This is a genomic window from Thermosynechococcus sp. OHK43, from assembly GCF_014466085.1.
Lineage (GTDB): Bacteria > Cyanobacteriota > Cyanobacteriia > Thermosynechococcales > Thermosynechococcaceae > Thermosynechococcus.
In genome coordinates this window covers 1-3,718 of sequence record NZ_JACOMP010000223.1, presented here as the reverse complement: position 1 = coordinate 3,718, position 3,718 = coordinate 1, and the positions used below count along the sequence as shown (strand labels likewise).

Genomic DNA, 3,718 nt, shown 5'->3' with positions numbered 1-3,718 from the left:
CCGCTCGTGGAGCCTGTTGTATGAGTCAAGTCTTTCTCTGTGGTTACTACGGCTATGGGAATACCGGCGATGAGGCGCTGTTGGCAACGCTCCTCGAACAGTTGCCCCGCCACGTTTCACCGGTCGTCCTCAGCGGCAATCCTAGGGCCACGGCAGACCGCTATGGTGTTGCCACCTGCGATCGCCGGCAGTGGCAAACGGTGCTGCGTACTCTGCAACAGAGCCACGCCTTTATTTGGGGTGGAGGAAGTCTGATTCAGGATGTGACGAGTTGGCGCAGTCCTCTCTATTACCTTGGCTTGATGACCCTGGCGCAGCGGTTTGGCTGTCGCACCATTGCTTGGGCACAGGGGATTGGACCGCTGCGATCGCCCCTCTATCGCTGGTGGACTCGGGAACTGCTCCGCCGTTGTGTGGCCGTTACGGTGCGAGATTCCGGGTCGGCAGCCCTCCTGCGGCAGTGGGGTATTCCCCATCAACAGGGAGCCGATCCCGTATGGCTGATGTCGGCGCGTCCTGGGTTGCCCCCCCAGGATAGGGCGCCCATTGCTGTGTGTTTGCGTCCCCATCGGCACCTCACGAGCGATCGCTGGCAGCTTCTCAAAATGGCCTTGCGGCGGTGGCAGGAAGAGACGGGTGTGCTGCTTTTGCTATTGCCCTTTCAGCGCCAACAGGATTTGCCCTTGGCTGAGGATCTCTATGGGGCACTGCTGCCCGATCAGACCCAACTGATCTCCTGCGAGGATCCCCGCGAGATGAAGGGAATTTTAGCGGCAACGGCGGGGGCGATCGCCATGCGTCTCCATGCGCTGATTATGGCCGCCAGTGTCGGCTGTCGCTGTTTTGCCCTCAGCTACGATCCCAAGGTCCGCTACCTCATGGCCGATACGGGTATGGCTGGGGTTGAACTGGCAGCCTTGCCCCCTGACCCCACTGCCTTGATCCACCAATGGCAACACACCTTCTCTGCCCCCGTGCCCAGCTATCAAGCCTACCTGCAGTCGGCTGCCGTTCACAAGGCGGTGTTGAATCTCCTCTAGGCCAGCCCCTCGGCAAGGATAGGATAAGATTAACTCGATGCGTCGTTTTGTTGCGGCACCCCCATGAGCGAATTTCACCGCCGCTATCCCACCGGCAGCATTGTCAGTGATTTATTGCAAATTCATGACGGCCTCTTTATTGTCAAAACGACCCTCCGAGTGGGGGACACTATTCTCGCTACAGGGATGGCGGCGGCACCAACCCTTGAACAGGCGGAAGATACTGCTCGCCAGCGTGCTCTGCAACTCTTGGGTATTCACCTCCCTGTGCAAACGGCAGCGGAACTGATTCCCCGTGTCCCACCAGCCCTAGAGGCAGCTTCTTGGTCAGAGGCCAGCAATACTGATCTGTTCCTAGAACCCACCCCTTCTGCCAATCCTCGCCGCAGCCAACCAACCGTGAAACCGGCCAGCGAGAAGCCCCTCACCAAGCGCGAACCCGTGGATCTGGCGGATGAAATTGCCCAAACCACTGTGGAAATGAAGCGCTTGGGATGGACCGAAGCCCAAGGCCGTGCCTGTTTACTGCAACGCTATGGCAAGCGATCGCGCCAGCAGTTGAGCGATGAAGAACTCTTGGATTTTCTCCACTTCTTGCAACAACAACCCAGTCCTGGGGAGTCGTCCTTTTAGGCCATCTAAAATTAGGAAATTAGGCAACAAAATGCAAGAAAAATTTATACTCTAGCGAAAACTTAAAGAAAAGCTATAGATTTTCACGGCAGCCGTGATCCCCCCTTTAGCTTCTTTACCATGAAGGAGTTGTTGCTGTCGAGGAAAAATCCGTGCTGGGTCCCTTTGATGTCTCACCCTTGACCCTAGGCAGTGATCCGAGTGTCCGTCGCCAGTGGATTTTTCGCCTCGTGTTGCTGATGACGGTCTTTACCCTCTTTTTGATGGCGGTGGGCAGTGCCACACGGGTGATGGATGCCGGTTTAGCCTGTCCCGATTGGCCCTTGTGCTTTGGTACGCTGGTGCCGCAAATGGATTTGCAGATTTTCCTAGAGTGGTTTCACCGCCTGTTGGCCACCAGCTTAGGGCTGCTGGCGATCGCCTTTGTTGGCTTGAGCGTGGCTTGGCGGCAGGCCCTGCCTCCTTGGGTTCCCTACGCTGCGGCGGCGGCACTGTGCCTGGTGATTTTGCAGGGGATTTTGGGGGGGCTAACGGTCACGGAGTTGCTGCGCTTTGAAATTGTCACGGCTCACTTGGGCACAGGACTACTCTTCTTTTGCCTTTTGGTAGCAATCACCGTTGGCTTGGCTCCCTTTAGCGGTAGGGGTAGCGCCCGTTGGTTGCGACTTACAGGACCGATCGCCCTGCTATGGGTCTATGGCCAGAGTTTGTTGGGGGGCTTGGTGTCTTCGCAGTGGGCGGTTCATCAGTGCCTCTATGGCGATCGCCTGTGTGGGGTGCTCCATAGTCATCTGTTGGGGGTTGTCCCAGCCACCTTGGGGGTTTTGGCAGTTGTCATGGTGGCCTGGCGCAGCCCCGCCTTAACTTCTCCGTTGCGGCAATTGAGTTTCTCGCTCCTGCCGTTGGTGGCGCTGCAAGTGGCCTTGGGGTGGAGCACTCTCCAACTAAAGCTACAGGTTCCGGCTCTCACCGTTGCCCATCAAATGATTGGCGCCACCCTCTTGGGGGTGTTGGTGGCTATTTCAGCCTTGGCGTGGCGCGATCGCCCACCCTATTTTCTGAAACGGGAATCTTAAACATCTCTGAGGTCTGCATGACATTTCTCGCTAGGCTTTCCTCCTCAACGGGGGATCTCTCGACAAAATTGGTGGACTATGTCCAGCTCACAAAACCGCGGTTAATCCTGCTCTTTTTAATTACCACTGCAGCAGCAATGGAGGTGGCCGGTCAAGGTCGGGTGGCTCCCCAATTGCTACTCATCACCCTTGTGAGCGGTACCTGTGCGGCGGCGGCAGCCAATACCATCAACTGTCTCTATGACCGTGATATTGATGCAATGATGGAGCGGACGCGCCATCGGCCTTTGCCGGCAGGGCGGGTGGCCCCTTGGGAAGCGGTGTTTCTGGCGGTACTGCTGGCAACCACGGCCTTTGGTCTTTTGGCAGTATTTGCCAATCTCCTGAGTGCTTGCCTTGCCATGGCCGGAATTGCGGTCTATGTGGGGGTCTATACCCACTGGCTGAAGCGGTCTTCGCCGCAAAATATCGTGATTGGCGGTGCGGCCGGGGCGATTCCCCCCTTGGTGGGTTGGGCAGCGGTGACGGGAGAACTGAGTTGGGCGGCCTGGGTCCTGTTTGCCATTGTCTTTATCTGGACACCGCCCCATTTTTGGCCGCTGGCGATGTTGATTCAAGAGGACTATGCCCGTGTGCAGGTGCCCATGTTGCCAGTGGTGGGGGGCGATCGCCTGACGGCACAGCAAATTTTCCTCTACACCTTGGCACTGGTGCCCACCAGTTTGCTGTTAGTTTATCCCTGTGGTGTGGTGAGTTGGGGCTATGGTCTGGGGGCGATCGCCCTTGGCAGTTGGTTTATTTACGGCGCGTGGCAGTTGACCCAAGCCCCAGAGGATAGGGAACGCGCCCGTAGTCTCTTTAAGTTTTCCATCCTGTATATGATGCTGCTGTGTGCGGCCATGGTGGGCGATCGCCTACTGCTGCCGCCCTTATCAGCCAGTCTGAATGCCCTTGGGGGTCTGTTGAGGT

At 57.4% G+C, this 3,718-nt stretch carries 4 protein-coding genes; all 4 read left to right on the top strand.

Features of this window, described 5'->3' with window-relative positions; translation table 11 throughout:
• On the top strand, positions 1 to 1,040 hold a 1,040-nt coding region (gene csaB / locus H8Q75_RS09395; protein ID WP_365971006.1), incomplete at its 5' end, for a polysaccharide pyruvyl transferase CsaB.
• Positions 1,041 to 1,103: 63 nt separating this feature from the next.
• Positions 1,104 to 1,673 carry a hypothetical protein gene (locus tag H8Q75_RS09390; protein ID WP_024124928.1) on the top strand — a complete coding sequence of 190 codons (570 nt, stop codon included), beginning with the start codon at positions 1,104 to 1,106 and terminating at the stop codon, positions 1,671 to 1,673.
• A gap of 152 nt (positions 1,674 to 1,825) precedes the next feature.
• A complete protein-coding gene (locus H8Q75_RS09385; RefSeq protein WP_297041288.1) occupies positions 1,826 to 2,749 on the top strand; it encodes a COX15/CtaA family protein in 924 nt (307 codons plus the stop codon).
• A gap of 17 nt (positions 2,750 to 2,766) precedes the next feature.
• A partial coding sequence (locus H8Q75_RS09380) for a heme o synthase (protein WP_024124926.1) occupies positions 2,767 to 3,718 on the top strand: 952 nt, incomplete at its 3' end.

Coding starts and splice junctions, on each gene's coding strand:
- H8Q75_RS09390 (WP_024124928.1), top strand. CDS start 1,104: ATGAGCGAATTTCACCGCCGCTATCCCACCGGCAGCATTGTCAGTGAT.